The organism is Chitinophagaceae bacterium, from assembly GCA_016699815.1.
Taxonomy (GTDB): Bacteria; Bacteroidota; Bacteroidia; order Chitinophagales; family Chitinophagaceae; genus Ferruginibacter.
The window spans coordinates 2,431,144-2,446,196 of sequence record CP065012.1 but is presented as its reverse complement, the minus strand read 5'-3'; the positions used below and the strand labels follow the sequence as shown (position 1 = coordinate 2,446,196).

Below are 15,053 nucleotides of genomic sequence, written 5' to 3'. Positions count from 1 at the left end.
GTTTGCAATTTCAAAAAATATTTCCACGTTATTTACTCGTGGTTTTTAATGTTGTTCCATAAATCATCCATTTCCTCCAGAGTCATATTATGTAACATGCGGCTTTGCTTTTTAGCTTCCTGTTCCATAAGGGTAAACCTGCGTATAAATTTTTTATTGGTACGTTCCAGTGCATTTTCAGGATCTACCTGCAAAAACCTTGCAAAATTAATAAGGGAAAACAGCAGGTCGCCCATTTCATCTTCAATTTTATCCTGTATGCCTGATTTTTCCGCTTCTTTCAACTCTTCCATTTCCTCTTTTACCTTATCCCAAACCTGTGCTTTATTGCTCCACTCAAAGCCTACTTGTTTTGATTTTTCCTGAAGGCGCAATGCCTTTATCATAGCCGGCAATGCATTGGGAACCCCATCCAATACAGAGTTTCGCCCTTCTCTTAATTTTATTTTTTCCCAGTTTTGTTTTACTTCATCGGCATCTTTAACTTTTACATCGGCGTATATATGAGGGTGCCTTACAATTAATTTTTGGCAAATACCATCAATTACTTCCTGTAAAGTAAATGCGTTTTGCTCCTGCCCTATTTTGGAATAAAAAACAATATGCAGCAACAAATCACCTAATTCCTCCTTTATCGCTTTGAGGTTATTATCGGTAATGGCATCGGCCAGCTCATAAGTTTCTTCAATGGTCATTTGCCGCAGGGTGTGAATGGTTTGCTTTTTATCCCATGGGCATTGCTCCCTTAACTCGTTCATTATTTTAATGAGTTTCAAAAAACTATCGGCTACAGATTCCATAGGCTATTTAAAGTTTAAAGAAAATAAAAATAGAGAAAACAACAAACAATATAATGGTAATAAACAGCAACCAGGTATTGAGTAAAAACATTTTTAACAAAGTTTTTCCCCGGCTCTGGCCATAAAATTTACGCATAGCTTTGTACTCATAAACAAATATTCCTATCCACAAACAAAATAGGATAAAATCAATCCAGCCCCAATTTGTTTTGTCTTTTAAATATCCTGAAAGCATGAGCAACAATATCATCATAAAGCAAAAAACATAAAAATAAATTGTAAAAATGCCATGATTTACATACGTAAATTTTTTATGCTTTTTATATATTAGTTGCAAAAAAAATGCAAATAATGGCAGTGAAACAAACAGCATTTGAGGAAAGCTGTGTACAAACTTATTTCCTATATCCTTTATTGGATTTATATTGTTTTCTTTATACTTTTTGTTCAGTGCAATTAATTTATACTTAACTTTTCTTTCTATCCAGCTATCTTTCACTTTGCCTGATTTTCTTAATGAATCATAATAGGTACGACTCCTGTATTGCTTATCCCTAAAAAGGGCCCCTAATTCTGTTGTATCAGCATATTCTTTAAATTGCTGCCTAGTCATAGGTTTGCCGTTATTCAAAAAAGCAGTAAAATTTTTAAATTGTACAGAATCCATTTTACTAATTTCATCAACAGATTTATCGTTAAAAGTTTTATCTTTTACTCTAATTATATCATTGCCATCATTTTTAAATTCTGTAGCAAATATTACCAGAAAAAAGAAAAAAGAACTGAATACATAAAGCCTCACTGGGTTTAAATAACTGTTCCTTCGCCCTATACGGTATTCTTCTGCTAAAAACCCCGGCTGCGTAAACAATATTTTAAGTGTAGTGAAAAACTTGCTGTCAAAATGGGTGATATCGTTAAAAAAATGGGTAATTAAATGCCATGCGGTTTCATGCGGTTCTATGTTTTCCTGGCCGCAAACGCTGCAATACCTTCCCGTAACTTCTGCATTACAGTTAAGGCAATTGGTTTCTTTTCTTTGCTTTAGATGGCTCAATTTTGTGCCTATTTTTGTTAAAAATAATAAAGTTTAGGGGCATATTTTCAATAATAGCAAAATAGAGCCGTTAACTTTGCACTGGCGTTTATAACTAAACAAATAAAAATGAAGAAGTACTTTTTGACGGGTATGGTAATTTTATTGGCTACGGTTACGGCATCCTCTCAGTATTACTATAAAGACATCCTCAATACTGCACAGCTATCGGCAACTTTACAAACTTATAAAAACAATAAAATAAGGAATATAGATATTAAAAGTTTTGAAAACGACGGAACCGAGAGCGAAGGCTTTATTTGCCGCAAAAAAATTTCAAAAGATTATAAAACCGTAAGTTTATTTACCAAGTATTCCCTATCGGAGCCTTCTCTATTTATATCAGAATTTAATACCAGCGGGATGTTGCTTTACACCAATGACAGTTCTAACATATCGGTTACATCAATCCACTATCAATACGATGATAATAAAAGGATAAAATCAATAATTTCCGTAATCCGTTCGCAGGACGATGATTTTGTAAACCAAATTGTGGAAGAACATTTATACAATTATACCGAAGGAAACAACCCTGTGCAAATGCTCAAAATAAAAAACCATAAGGATACTACAGTAATTTTATTTGCCAATGATGAGCACGGTAATTTAGCCATTGAAAAAGACACCAGGAGCGGAACCAAATATTATTATTATTACGATAGCAATAACAGGCTCACCGATGTGGTTCAGGAAAATGACTTTAAGCTAAAGCCAATGCCCGACTATTTTTTTGAATACGGCCATGATGGGAATATTTCAAAAATGACAGCTACTGAAGAAGGCAGCAACAATTATTACACCTGGAAGTATGTTTATGAAAACGGGTTACGTACAGTTGAAAGATGTTATTTAAAAGGAAGATCGCTTGTAGGAAGCGTAGAATATATTTATAAATAAGGATGGCTTAATTTACCAGCTACCACTTGCGCCACCGCCGCCAAAGCCGCCGCCTCCAAAGCCGCCAAAGCCGCCACTACTGCCGCCTCCACCACTCCAGCCACCACCACCACCGCTGCTTATCCAGCCGCCACCGGCTCCGGATGTAGGCCAGATAAACGGCCTTGCACCCCTGCGGCTCATAAAGGAACCGCCACCGCCGCTGTTTTTAGAAATAATAATAAATACAATTATTATAAAAATAAAAATTAATAACGCCGTACCAAGAGATACGCCTGAGTCACCACGTTCACGGGCAATATGGTATTTGCCTTGTGCAGCAAGCATCAATGCATTGGTGCCTTCATCTATGCCACGGTAATAATCATTTCCTTTAAAATTGGGTACAATCACCTGCTGAATTATCTGGCTTGCCATAGCATCGGGTATGGCGCCTTCCAATCCATAGCCAGTGGCAATATTCAACTTTCTGTCCTGTGTGGAAATGAGCAATACAATGCCATTATTAAACGCCTTGCCACCAACGCCCCATGCACGGCCTAGCTCCACATTAAAATCTGCAACATCTTTACCTTGTAATGATGGAACAATTACTACGGCAATTTGGTTGGAGGTGCTATCGTCGAAACGGTAGAGTTTTTTTTCCAGGGTTTGGCTTTGGTCCTGTGTAAGGATGCCGGCATAATCATGTACCAACTGCTTTGCGCCGGCGCCGGGTTTCAATAAATCATCTATATTGAAATTTTGCTGGCTAAAGCCAGGCAAGGCGATCATCAGTAAAAAATATAACAGCAGGGTTTTCTTCATCTATTGTTCTTCAAAAAAAATAATGGTTAATTACCAAATACAATATTGTCGGGCAGTTCGTTTTTGTCAACATCTTTCTCGAAAGGAAATTTTTCTTTAAGTGCCTGCCCTACATGTTCAATACACTCCACAATTCCCCCGGTTAAATCAATATGAGAAAAATCTTTTACCAAATGGTTAATCTCGGCTTCCCAGAATTCTTTTCCCAGTGCCTTGTAAATGCCTTCATCTCCAAAAAGCGCTATTTCTCTATGCCTGGTGGCCAAATACAAAATCACTGCATTGCGGTGTTCGGTTTGTTGCATTTTAAGGTTAAAGAAAATTTCTTTTGCTCTTTCAATAGGGTCAACGTAGGGATTTTTACTTTCTACATAAATGCGTATTTCGCCACTTGTTGCTTTTTCGGCATTGCGAATGGCATTTATAATATTTGCCTGCTCCTCATCGCTGAAGAATTTTTTTGTACCCCCAAAAAGAGAAAATATGCCCACGGTTAAAATTTTATTTCTACTGCTTTTTCTGCACCATCATCAGCAACAAATCCTTCTTTTGCCAAAAAACCCAAAATACCTGCCACCAATTTTGTAGGAAAGGTTTTAACCCTGCTATTATAATCCTGTATGGCTTCATTAAAGTCTTTTCTTGCAAATTTTATCCTTCTTTCTGTTCCTTCCAGTTGTGCCTGCAAATCTAAAAAGGCTTTTGCGCCTTTTAAATCGGGATATTTTTCAATAACCGCAACAAGGCGCATGGCTTCCTGCGCCAATTCGTTTTGTGCTGCAGTTACGTTTGAAACGTTTTCGGCAGTAACATTTGTAACCGTTAACGATTGTGCCTTTGCCCTGGCGGCTGCAATTTTTTGCAAAGTGGATTGTTCAAAATCTGCACCGCCTTTTACTACATTCACCAGGTTGGGTATAAGGTCGAGCCTGCGCTGGTAGGCATTTTGCACTTCGTTCCATTGCAAAGAAACTTTTTCCTGCTTTTTTACCAATGCATTATAAGTAGTAATAAGCCAAATAGCTGCTATTACAACAATTGCGCCGATAATAATACCGGAAAGCCGTTTATTCATCCTGCGTTCTTTAAATGGTTATTTAGAAAAATCTACTTCAGGTTTTTTTTCTGCACCGGCATCGGCAGCAAAACCTTCTTTTGCTTTAAAGCCAAACATACCACCCAAAATATTCATGGGGAAAGAACGCACTTTAGTATTGTAAACATTTATCTCCTCGTTAAAAATTTTACGGGAATTTTTAATATTGTTTTCAATGCCTTCCAGTTGATTTTGAAGTTGCGTAAAATTTGCTGTGGCTTTTAAATCGGGATAAGCTTCTACAGAAACCAATAATCGGCTCAGTGCAGATGATACGCCATTTTGCGCCTGCTGAAATTCTGCTAATTTTTCGGGTGTAAGGTTATCTGCATTTATATTTACGCTTGTTGCTTTTGCTCTTGCCTGTATTACATCGGTAAGCGTTTTTTGCTCAAAATTTGCAGCGCCTTTTACCGTATTTACCAGGTTGCCTACAAGGTCGTTCCTGTTTTGATATTCGGCCTGCACATTGTTCCAGGCTTTTTTTACACTTTCATCCTGCTTTACCAGGCCATTGTAGCCATTGCAGCCTACAAATACCAATACGGCCAAAATGCCTAAAATAACCAGGGTGCTTACACTTTTCATTTTTATAGTTTTAAGATTGATTAAAAAATTTAAATTAATTAAAGGTTTAAATATTGATCTTATGATACCGGATTATGGTTTAAGTAACCCAATATGCCTGTTAAGGTAATAAAAAAGTAGAATAAAGATTTAGAAAACCCTATTTGCCTCTTAAAAAATGCTTTCTTACTCTTTTATTGCCGCAATACCTGGCAAGGTTTTGCCTTCAAAATACTCCAGCATAGCGCCACCGCCAGTGCTTAAATAGCTCACTTTATCGGCCAGGTTAAACTTATTTACAGCGGCTACACTATCCCCACCGCCTACAAGGCTAAAGGCACCCGTTTGTGTAGCGCCTGCCACAGCAAGTGCTATAGCTTTTGTACCTGCCTGAAATTTTTCCATTTCAAAAACGCCCATTGGGCCATTCCATAAAATGGTTTTAGATTTATTGATGATTTCGCTAAAAATGCCGGTTGCTTTTGGGCCAATATCCAATCCCATCCAGCCATCGGGTATGGCATCGCTTGGCCTTATATCGGTATTTGATGCCGCATCAAATTTATCGGCAATTACCGAGTCTTCGGGCAGGTGAATAGCCACATTTTTAGCTTTAGCTTTTTCCAAAATTTCCAATGCTACCGGCATCCTCTCTGCTTCACATAATGAATTACCTATTTTCCCTCCCCTTGCTTTCATAAAAGTATAGGCCATACCACCGCCAATAATAATATCGGTTGCTTTTTCCAGCAGGTTTTCTATTATCAAAATTTTATCGGAAACTTTTGCACCGCCAATAATTGCCGTAAATGGCCGCTCCGTTTCATGCAAAACTTTCTCTGCACTTTTTACTTCGCCTTCCATAAGCAGGCCAAACATTTTTTTATTTGCAGGAAAAAATTGTGCAATTACTGCGGTAGATGCATGTGCACGGTGAGCCGTACCAAAAGCATCGTTTACATATACATCTCCCAGTTTACTGAGTTTTTCTGCAAATGCTTTATCGCCTTTTTCTTCTTCTTTATAAAAGCGGAGGTTCTCCAGCAATAAAACTTCTCCTGCTTTTAACATTGATGCTGTTAGCTCTGCCTGGGAGCCAATGCAATCATCTGCAAAAAAAACTTTGGTAGTACCACCCAATAGTTCATGCAAATGTGGCAAAAGATGTTTTAAAGAATATTTAATATTGGGCCCTTCTTTGGGGCGGCCAAGATGGCTCATTAAAATAACGCAACCGCCATCGCTCAATATTTTTTTAATGGTAGGTAAAGTAGCCCGCATACGGGTATCATCTGTAATATTGAATTTGTCATCCAACGGTACATTAAAATCCACACGTACCAATGCCTTATGACCGGCAAATGAAAACTGGGAAAATTTAGACATGCTTATCATTTAAAAAACGCAAGGCATAAGACTAAAAGTTTACAGCATTATCAATGCGAAACCTGCACTCGTTCTCCCTGCGTTTTGCTTAAAAAAAACCTACAATTACTTTGAAATTAAACCGGCAAAATATTTTACGGTTCTCACCAGTTGGCTTACATAACTCATTTCATTATCGTACCAGCTTACGGTTTTTACAATTTGCTTATCGCCTACGGTAATAACTTTGGTTTGTGTAGCATCAAACAAAGAGCCATAATGAATACCAATGATATCGCTGCTCACAATTTCATCTTCGTTATAGCCAAAACTTTCGTTGCTGGCAGCTTTCATTGCGCCATTTACTTCCTCAAGCGTAACTTTTTTTGCTAATACGGTAATAAGTTCGGTTGAAGAACCCGTAATAACCGGCACCCTTTGTGCGCCACCATCTAACTTGCCTTTTAATTCGGGCAATACCAGCCCAATTGCTTTTGCAGCGCCGGTACTGTTAGGCACAATATTACCTGCAGCTGCTCTGGCCCGGCGAAGGTCGCCTTTGGGATGTGGTGCATCGAGTGTATTCTGGTCGTTGGTATAAGCGTGTATGGTTGTCATGCTACCTACTTCAATTCCAAATTTATCATTCAGCACTTTAGCCATAGGTGCAAGGCAGTTGGTAGTGCAACTGGCACAGCTAATTACTGTTTCGCTGCCATCTAAAATATTGTGGTTTACATTAAATACTACGGTTTTAATATCGCCGGTACCCGGTGCAGAAATCACCACCCTTTTAGCGCCTGCTGTAATATGCGCTTCGGCTTTTGCTTTATCAGTAAAAAAGCCGGTACATTCAATCACCACATCTACATTATGGCTTCCCCAGGGTATTTGTGCCGGGTCTTTTTGTGCATATATTTTTATTTCATCGCCATTTACCACAATTGCATTTTCGGTATGTTTTATATCTTCATTAAACCTGCCTTGTGCACTGTCGTATTTCAACAAGTGGGCCAAAACCGCAGGGCTTGTAAGGTCGTTTATAGCAACAACATCTATGCCTTGCATATTATAAATCTGGCGGTACACCAGCCTGCCAATGCGGCCAAATCCATTAATAGCTACTTTTACTGTACTCATGATCGTATAATTTTATTATTAATTTTTGCGAGGCAAAGTTAGCAAGAATGAACGGGAATTTGAGGTAATTTTTTTTGAAACAGGCTGTATTGCATGGCCCAGCTTCACAGGCGTCGCACTCTTGTACATTCTGCAAAACCCGGCAATAAAAAAGCCCTCTTTTACAAAGTGGGCCTTCCTGAAACTTGTACCACGTACGGGATTCGAACCCGTGATTCCTCCGTGAAAGGGAGGCGTCTTAACCCCTTGACCAACGCGGCATTATTTTTAAAGGACGGCAAAGATACTATGATGAATTTAGCCCGCCAAATTTTTTAAAAACTTAGCATTATTCAAATTTCTTCCGTTTACTTTTCTTATTCCTTGCCAAATAATCTATAGCTATTCATTCTCAGAAAACGGCATCTTGAAGCGATTAGGTATATTTGCCCCTATATTAGCCCATGAAAACTTAAAAAAAAGCACACTTTAACTATGTTAAAATATACGAAAAATATTTTTCTTTTATTATTCAGTTTTTTTTTGGCACCGGTTGTATTTGCCAATGACAGCCTTGGTGTAAAATTAACTTCACATGCAGAAAGATTGAGCGGTAAAGAAGCCGTACTATACATTAAAGCATTTATTGAACCCGGGATAAAATTATTTAGTATTACACCTAAAAAAAGCGATGACGCAGCTTCATCCATACAAATGGACAGTAGCTTAAAACAATATTTAAATGGCAGCATTATTGAAAAGGGCAATATCCAAACAGAAAATGATAATATACTCGGCTACGAAGTAAACTACTATACTGACTCAATTGTATGGGAGCAAAAATTAAATATTGATACCCCGGACAGCATCCTTTTAAAAGCTTCTGTTTCTTTATTTGTAAAAAAAGGCGAAGAATATTTACCGGCTGATGAAACCATAAGGGCTTGGTTGCCTTCTGCTACTTTAAAAGAAAACACAAATAATACAGTAGCAGCAACTAATCATGTTGTCGGAAAATCGCTGTGGTGGATTTTTCTCACTGCATTTGGCGGCGGTTTGCTGGCTTTGCTTACCCCTTGTGTTTATTCCATGATACCTATTACGGTGAGTTTTTTCACCAAAAGAAGTAAAAGCGTTGCCGAAGGCAAAAAAAATGCTTTATTGTATGCTGCATCAATAGTATTTATATTTACATTACTTGGTTTTTTAATTACTGTAGTTTTCGGGCCTGCAGCTTTAAACCAGTTAGCCACAAACTGGATAGCCAATTTGCTATTTTTTGCCATCTTCCTTTTGTTTGGCATTTCTTTTTTAGGCGCTTTTGAAATAAACCTGCCATCATCCTGGTCCAACAAGGTAGACAGTAAAGCAGGCATGGGAAGTTTTGCCGGAATATTTTTTATGGCGTTAACGCTTGTATTGGTTTCATTTTCCTGCACGGGGCCAATCATTGGCAATTTGCTCGTATTGGCAGCACAGGGAAATTATTATGGGCCACTGATAGGCATGTTTGGCTTTTCGCTAGCATTGGCATTGCCCTTTGCGCTGTTTGCCTTTTTCCCATCTAAGCTAAGTGTTTTGGGCAAAGCCGGTGGATGGCTCAACAGCATTAAAGTAACCCTGGGCTTTTTGGAACTTGCCCTTGCCTTAAAGTTTTTATCCAATGCAGACCTTGCCATGGGCTGGCGTTTGCTGGACAGGGAAATTTACCTCTCCTTATGGATTGTTATTTTTCTATTGCTGGGTATTTATCTATTAGGAAAATTGAAATTTAAACATGATGATGATTTGCCGCAAAACGATTTTGGTCACCCGTATTTAAAAGTTATGCGATTGTTTTTTGCTATGGCTTCGCTAAGTTTTTCGGTATATATGGTGCCGGGTTTGTGGGGAGCGCCGCTTAATGGCATTGCAGCTTTTCTTCCACCCATGGGAACGCAGGCGTATATTACCGGGGCAGCATTACCTGCTCATTCCGAAAATACAAGTTCTACAACAAATGTATTTCCTGCACCAGTAAAATATTATGAGCGCATGCATATTTACGAACCGGAAGTGGTAAAAAAATACGGGTTGGTAACGTATTTTGATTTAAAAGAAGCACAGGATGTGGCCAATAAACTGCACAAACCTTTAATGCTGGATTTTACAGGAATAAATTGCGTAAACTGCCGTAAAATGGAAGCCGAAGTTTGGAGCGACTCTAAGGTGATGAAAATTTTAAAAGAAGATTTTGTTATTGCCTCGCTTTTTGTAGACGTGCATAACGTAAAAATTCCCGATAATGAGCAATACCGATCAGCAACCCAAAATAAGCAAATAGAAACACTGGGCGAATTGAATACCGATATACAGGTTTCTCAATTTGGCGCCAATGCACAACCTTTTTATTTCTTTTTAGACAATAAAGGCAATAGATTGATAAAGGAAGGATATGGATACGATCCCAACGTTGAAAAATTTATTGCACTTTTAGAAAAGGTAAAAGCAGACTATGGCCAGCGAATCCCTTGATGACAATTTTATTTTTCAATTTTTTTTTAAATACTAAATGCTGTTGCAATTATTTGCTCCTGCTCTTTTGCATGTATTTTATTAAAACCCGTTGCTGTAGCGGCGCTTGCCGGGCGGGCAATAATATGAAAGTTGATACTTTGAACATTTACCCTCAAATAAGCTGCGGCGCCCATATTTAACGGCTCTTCCTGCACCCAATACCAAATGGCTTTGTGGTATTTTTTATACAGCGCTTCCATTTGTTTGATGGGGAATGGAAAAAGTTGCTCTAACCGAATGATGGCTACATCGCTTTTGTTTTCTTTTTTCTTTCGCTCTGCCAGCTCAAAATAAATTTTACCACTGCAAAACAATACTTTAGTAATAGTTGCTGCATCGGGGTTGTTTACATCATCATATACTTCGTTAAATCCGCCAGATGTAAAATCTGTAATCGTGCTGTAGCTTCCGTGGTGGCGCAGGTTTGCCTTGGGCGAAAAATTAATTAATGGCTTGCGGAAAGGCCATGCCAACTGGCGGCGCAATGCATGAAAGAAATTTGCAGCAGTAGTAATATTGGTAACTACAATATTCATCTCTGCACCCTGTTGTAAAAAACGTTCCATTCTTGCACTGCTGTGTTCCGGGCCCTGGCCTTCATAGCCATGTGGCAACAATAAAACCAGGCCATTCATACGCTGCCATTTTGTTTCGGCAGAAAAAATAAACTGGTCAATAATGGTTTGTGAGCCGTTTGAAAAATCTCCAAACTGTGCTTCCCATATTACCAGTGCATTGGGGTTGGCCATGCTGTACCCATACTCAAAGCCCAATACGGCAAATTCACTCAACAGGGAGTTATAAATCCTGAAAGGGGATTGTTGTTCGGTAAAATGATTTAAGCGGTTATAAATTTCATTGGTTTCTTCATCCCTAAGGCAGGCATGCCTGTGGCTAAATGTGCCCCTGCGTACATCCTGGCCACTCATCCGCACATCTTTGCCTTCAACCAGCAGGCTGGAGTAAGCGAGTAATTCTCCGGTAGCCCAATCAATTTTTTTCTCATCGTTAAAAAGTTTCACCTTATCCTGCAAAAGTTTTTCTACTTTCCTTAATGGTTTAAAACTTCCTGGCCATTTCATTAACCCTTCAAAAAGTTTATTTAACTCATCTGTTTTTAATGCCGTTACCGGTGAGCTGTCAAAGTCGGCAAGAACAGCTTTGCGCAGGCTTTTCCACCACAGTTCAGGCTTTTGGTAAGTGTAAGGCAAAGGCTTTTGCTTAATTTCATCGAGCCTTTCCTGCAAATCACCCAAAAACTTTTTCTCCATTTCTTTGGCCAGGTCCTTTGCATCGGGCTCACCGTTTTGAATTAAATATTGGGTATAAACTTCCCGTGGGTTTAAATGCTTTTCTATAAGCGCATAAAGTTTGGGTTGGGTAAATTTGGGTTCATCGCCTTCGTTATGGCCATGGCGGCGGTAACAAAGCATATCAATAAAAATATCGCTGTTGAACTCCTTGCGGTATTGTGCAGCAATTTCTGCAACTTTCACCACGGCTTCTGCATCATCGCCGTTTACATGCAGTACAGGCGCCTGTATGGCAGATGCCAAAGAAGTACAATAATCACTTGTTCGTGCATCGTCAAAATCTGTTGTAAAGCCTATTTGATTATTAATTACAAAATGGATGGTTCCACCAGTATAATATCCCCTAAGGCCGCTCATTTGGGCAATTTCATAAACCACACCCTGCCCGGCCAGTGAGGCATCACCATGTATGAGTATGGGTAAAATTTTATTATAATTTTTATCGTAAAGAACGTCGGCCTTGCTTCTTGTAAAGCCCAGTACAACCGGGTTTACCGCCTCCAGGTGAGATGGGTTGGGCGCTAATTTCAAATGGAGTTTTTTCCCGGATGCACTTTCCAGTTCACTGCTAAAACCTAAGTGGTATTTTACATCTCCGCTGCCCATAGTTGTATCTGATGGTATGGTACCTTCAAATTCATTAAAGATGTTTTCATAGGTTTTTCCCATTATATTGGCCAATACATTTAACCGTCCACGGTGGGCCATGCCCAGTACAATTTCTTCCACCCCGTTTTCACATGCTGTATTAATTATTGCATCTAATGCCGGTATGGTAGTTTCGCCACCTTCTAAGCTAAATCGTTTTTGGCCGATGAATTTGGTATGCAGGAATTTTTCAAACATTACTGCTTCATTCAATTTTTCCAGGATGCGTTTACGTTGATCTAATGATGGCACTTCTTCAAAGCGTACTTCCATTGCCTGGGTAAGCCAGTTAATTTTCTTTTCGTTATTTAAAGAAGAAATTTCAATGCCTACATGCTGGGCATAAATTTTATTGAGCTTTTCTAATATTTTACCCAGCGATGCCTTGCCTAAGCTTATAAACTTACCTGCTTCAAATTCTGTATGTAAATCTGTATCAGATAATCCAAAAAATTCCAGGCTAAGGTTGGCATGCCGGTCTTTGCGCTCCCTGATGGGGTTTGTATCGGCAATAAGATGGCCTTTTTTACGGTAAGCTGAAATTAAACGGTAAACAGAAAATTCTTTATCGAGGTTGGATGTAGAAACAGCAGCAGGCGTAATTAAGCTGCCGTTTTTTGCAGGTGCAGCAATATTACTACTCACTGCAAAATCGAATCCTTCAAAAAATTTTCGCATATCGGTATCCACACTGTTGGGATCCTTTACAAAATCATTATACAAATTTTCAATATACGATGGATGGGAACTGGTAATATATTGGAAATCCTTCATGCCTTGAGTTTTAACCTATTTAATGCTGTTTGGGCTGCAAATATCGTTCATATAAAGCAGTATTCCATTACAAAAACCGTAATTCCTGCTTAACCAATCGTCAAAATGGCACTTTAATTTAAAAAAACATTAATTAATAGCCCTCTTTTTACTGAATTTCCCTATCTTTGCAGCCCTAAAATAAAGAACAGAATGGCAAATCATTCAGCAACCAAAAAAGACGTACGCCAGAGTACAAAACGCAACCTGCGCAACAGGTATTTCGGTAAAACAACCCGTAATGCTATTAAAGACATACGTTCCGTTACGGATAATAAAGTGGCATCTGAAAAACTTCCGATTGTATCGTCAATGATTGATAAGCTGGCAAAGCGTGGTACTATCCATAAAAATAAAGCGGCAAACCTTAAAAGCAAGCTGGCTAAAAAGGTAAACAGCTTAGCAAAAGCTAAATAATCCTTCTCATTTTTACTAAATCAAAGCCCGTCAATATGAAAATGTTGAAGGGCTTTGTTGTTGATAAGAGAAGGTAAACCATGTAGTAATATTTAGTAACTTCGCACACTTAATTTATTATGAAAAAGACTTTTTTAGCTAACTTATTAATGGCTTTTGCTATTGTGGCACAAGGCCAAATCCCCAACGGTTTTTATAATGCAGCCAGTGGCCTTAGTTGCCAAAATCTAAAAACGGTTTTAAAAAATATTACTAATACCGATGTTACACAACTTTCCTATACTCCCGGTGTTTGGAATGCATATCAATATACTGATATAAAACCAGGAACAGGAAATGTAATTTGGGATATTTATACCGATGATAACAATCCAAGCGTACCCGAAACTTATTCTTTTATTTATGGCAGTCAGTCAAATGGCGGCAACCAATGTGGAAATTATTCACAGGAAGGCGATTGTTATAACAGGGAGCATACTACACCTCAGTCATGGTTTGGCAGCGCTTCTCCAATGTACTCCGATGTTCAACTCTTATTACCTACTGATGGTTATGTAAACGGAAGAAAAAGTAATTACCCTTTTGGTAATGTAACGAGCTACACCTATAAATCCATAGATAATGAAAGCAAGCTGGGTACCGGCGCTTCGCTAAATTTTGGTTATAGCGGTACGGTTTTTATGCCTTTTGCTGCATTTAAAGGAGATGTGGCACGTATTGCTTTATATGTTGCAACAAGGTACGAAGACCAAATTATTGCAAACAACTGGTATCAAAACAGCAGTGCAAATGAGGCGTTGCTTAGCCCAACAGACGAAAGTAATGCAGCTATGAGGCGTTTGCAGATTTATGATGATTGGTTTTTACGCACCATGTTTCAATGGATGCAGGATGACCCGGTGAGCCAAAAAGAAATAGACCGCAACAATGCCGTTTATTATCAAAGCGGGCAGCATAACCGTAACCCTTTTGTAGACCACCCTGAATATGCTGCATTAATATGGCAATGTACCGGTTTACTTCCAGTAACCCTTATCGATTTTTCTGCGGCAAAGAATAATAATGATGTACTGCTGCAATGGACGGCCACGCAGGAAACCAATTTTAAAGTTTTTGAAATTGAGCGTAGTATTGATGGTATTCATTATTATAAAATAGGAGAAATAACGGGACAAAACCTTTCCAGGTATAATTTTACCGACAGGCAATTACCTGCTGCTTCGGTTGTATATTACCGGCTTAAAATGATAGATATTGACGGCAAATTTCATTACAGCGGTAATGCTATTGTGAGAATAAACAACAATATTAGCGATATTGTAATATACCCCAACCCCACATCACAAGGCATAAACATTAAACTTACCGAAAAGTTATTGGCCGGTAGCCAACTGATGGTTTTTGATGCATCTGGAAGAAAAGTAAAAGAACAGGCAGTAAGGGCAAATGAGGTAAATATCAATGTTGATGTAAAACAATTAACCCAGGGAAAATATTTTATACGCATAAATAATCCTTCACAGGTAATAAACGGTTCTTTTACCATCTACCGTTAA

The 15,053-nt window shown here is 38.6% G+C and carries 13 protein-coding genes and 1 tRNA gene; 4 read left to right on the top strand and 10 right to left on the bottom strand.

The window, feature by feature from the left end; translation table 11 throughout:
- Positions 1-32: 32 nt before the first annotated feature.
- On the bottom strand, positions 33-800 hold the full coding sequence (mazG, locus tag IPO46_10905) for a nucleoside triphosphate pyrophosphohydrolase (GenBank protein ID QQS62588.1): 768 nt from the start codon (positions 798-800) through the stop codon (positions 33-35).
- 7 nt (positions 801-807) lie between these two features.
- Positions 808-1,857 (bottom strand): DUF3667 domain-containing protein, encoded by a 1,050-nt coding sequence (locus tag IPO46_10900; protein ID QQS62587.1) that lies wholly within the window; start codon positions 1,855-1,857, stop codon positions 808-810.
- A 108-nt stretch (positions 1,858-1,965) separates the two neighbouring features.
- On the opposite strand from IPO46_10900, the gene IPO46_10895 reads away from it, so the two are divergent.
- Entirely contained in the window at positions 1,966-2,796 is an 831-nt protein-coding gene (locus tag IPO46_10895) for a hypothetical protein (GenBank protein ID QQS62586.1), read from the top strand.
- Positions 2,797-2,808: 12 nt separating this feature from the next.
- Here IPO46_10895 and IPO46_10890 read toward each other — a convergent pair whose 3' ends face one another.
- From IPO46_10890 to IPO46_10860, 7 genes are all read right to left on the bottom strand, one after another.
- The gene (locus IPO46_10890) at positions 2,809-3,603 is read right to left on the bottom strand and encodes a TPM domain-containing protein (protein QQS62585.1); all 795 of its coding nucleotides are present in this window, start codon (positions 3,601-3,603) and stop codon (positions 2,809-2,811) included.
- A 26-nt stretch (positions 3,604-3,629) separates the two neighbouring features.
- Entirely contained in the window at positions 3,630-4,088 is a 459-nt protein-coding gene (locus IPO46_10885; protein ID QQS64391.1) for a TPM domain-containing protein, read from the bottom strand.
- Between the two features lie 8 nt (positions 4,089-4,096).
- Entirely contained in the window at positions 4,097-4,678 is a 582-nt protein-coding gene (locus IPO46_10880) for a LemA family protein (GenBank protein QQS62584.1), read from the bottom strand.
- A gap of 18 nt (positions 4,679-4,696) precedes the next feature.
- The gene (locus IPO46_10875) at positions 4,697-5,287 is read right to left on the bottom strand and encodes a LemA family protein (GenBank protein ID QQS62583.1); all 591 of its coding nucleotides are present in this window, start codon (positions 5,285-5,287) and stop codon (positions 4,697-4,699) included.
- A gap of 165 nt (positions 5,288-5,452) precedes the next feature.
- The gene (locus IPO46_10870) at positions 5,453-6,652 is read right to left on the bottom strand and encodes a phosphoglycerate kinase (protein ID QQS62582.1); all 1,200 of its coding nucleotides are present in this window, start codon (positions 6,650-6,652) and stop codon (positions 5,453-5,455) included.
- 105 nt (positions 6,653-6,757) lie between these two features.
- A complete protein-coding gene (gap, locus tag IPO46_10865) occupies positions 6,758-7,771 on the bottom strand; it encodes a type I glyceraldehyde-3-phosphate dehydrogenase (protein ID QQS62581.1) in 1,014 nt (337 codons plus the stop codon).
- 188 nt (positions 7,772-7,959) lie between these two features.
- Positions 7,960-8,031, bottom strand: a tRNA-Glu gene (locus IPO46_10860).
- Positions 8,032-8,245: 214 nt separating this feature from the next.
- On the opposite strand from IPO46_10860, the gene IPO46_10855 reads away from it, so the two are divergent.
- Positions 8,246-10,264: a thioredoxin family protein gene (locus tag IPO46_10855; GenBank protein ID QQS62580.1), complete on the top strand. Its 2,019-nt coding sequence runs from the start codon at positions 8,246-8,248 to the stop codon at positions 10,262-10,264.
- A 26-nt stretch (positions 10,265-10,290) separates the two neighbouring features.
- On the opposite strand, the gene IPO46_10850 is transcribed toward IPO46_10855, so the two are convergent.
- Positions 10,291-13,041, bottom strand: coding sequence for a 2-oxoglutarate dehydrogenase E1 component (locus IPO46_10850; GenBank protein ID QQS62579.1), 2,751 nt, complete (start codon positions 13,039-13,041; stop codon positions 10,291-10,293).
- A gap of 192 nt (positions 13,042-13,233) precedes the next feature.
- Here IPO46_10850 and IPO46_10845 point away from each other — a divergent pair, with 192 nt between their 5' ends.
- Together IPO46_10845 and IPO46_10840 are read left to right on the top strand one after the other, a co-directional pair.
- Positions 13,234-13,497 carry a 30S ribosomal protein S20 gene (locus IPO46_10845; protein QQS62578.1) on the top strand — a complete coding sequence of 88 codons (264 nt, stop codon included), beginning with the start codon at positions 13,234-13,236 and terminating at the stop codon, positions 13,495-13,497.
- Between the two features lie 119 nt (positions 13,498-13,616).
- Positions 13,617-15,053 (top strand): endonuclease, encoded by a 1,437-nt coding sequence (locus IPO46_10840; protein QQS62577.1) that lies wholly within the window; start codon positions 13,617-13,619, stop codon positions 15,051-15,053.

Coding starts and splice junctions, on each gene's coding strand:
- IPO46_10875 (QQS62583.1), bottom strand. CDS start 5,287: ATGAAAAGTGTAAGCACCCTGGTTATTTTAGGCATTTTGGCCGTATTG.
- IPO46_10870 (QQS62582.1), bottom strand. CDS start 6,652: ATGTCTAAATTTTCCCAGTTTTCATTTGCCGGTCATAAGGCATTGGTA.
- IPO46_10895 (QQS62586.1), top strand. CDS start 1,966: ATGAAGAAGTACTTTTTGACGGGTATGGTAATTTTATTGGCTACGGTT.
- IPO46_10840 (QQS62577.1), top strand. CDS start 13,617: ATGAAAAAGACTTTTTTAGCTAACTTATTAATGGCTTTTGCTATTGTG.
- gap (QQS62581.1), bottom strand. CDS start 7,771: ATGAGTACAGTAAAAGTAGCTATTAATGGATTTGGCCGCATTGGCAGG.
- IPO46_10890 (QQS62585.1), bottom strand. CDS start 3,603: ATGAAGAAAACCCTGCTGTTATATTTTTTACTGATGATCGCCTTGCCT.
- IPO46_10855 (QQS62580.1), top strand. CDS start 8,246: ATGTTAAAATATACGAAAAATATTTTTCTTTTATTATTCAGTTTTTTT.
- IPO46_10845 (QQS62578.1), top strand. CDS start 13,234: ATGGCAAATCATTCAGCAACCAAAAAAGACGTACGCCAGAGTACAAAA.
- mazG (QQS62588.1), bottom strand. CDS start 800: ATGGAATCTGTAGCCGATAGTTTTTTGAAACTCATTAAAATAATGAAC.
- IPO46_10880 (QQS62584.1), bottom strand. CDS start 4,678: ATGAATAAACGGCTTTCCGGTATTATTATCGGCGCAATTGTTGTAATA.
- IPO46_10850 (QQS62579.1), bottom strand. CDS start 13,041: ATGAAGGATTTCCAATATATTACCAGTTCCCATCCATCGTATATTGAA.